General features: G+C 57.6%; 1 protein-coding gene. It reads right to left on the bottom strand.

What is annotated here, in order from left to right:
- A partial coding sequence (locus FDX11_RS01620; RefSeq protein ID WP_305764234.1) for a JAB domain-containing protein occupies nt 1-257 on the bottom strand: 257 nt, incomplete at both ends.

The raw sequence follows: 257 nt of genomic DNA on the forward strand, positions 1-257 counted from the left end.
TGCACCTCGGTGCGGTTAATCGTGCCGGTGAAGAGCGTTTCATGGGCAATCAACTGATTCTGGTTGTCCAGGTACAACACCCGGAACTCTTCCCGCTCAAGTGCGGCCATATGCAGTCGCAGCCATTCACGGAAAGCATGTGAGGAGGTGAAGGCCACGCCGGGCTCATGCAGGTGCCGGTCCAGAGCCCTGAGTGCCCGCTGAATGAGACGCCGGTCCTGTGGTGTTATCTCGCCGGGTAAAAAGGAAAGCTGTTT

The organism is Citrobacter sp. wls714, assembly GCF_005281025.1.
Lineage (GTDB): Bacteria > Pseudomonadota > Gammaproteobacteria > Enterobacterales > Enterobacteriaceae > Citrobacter > Citrobacter werkmanii.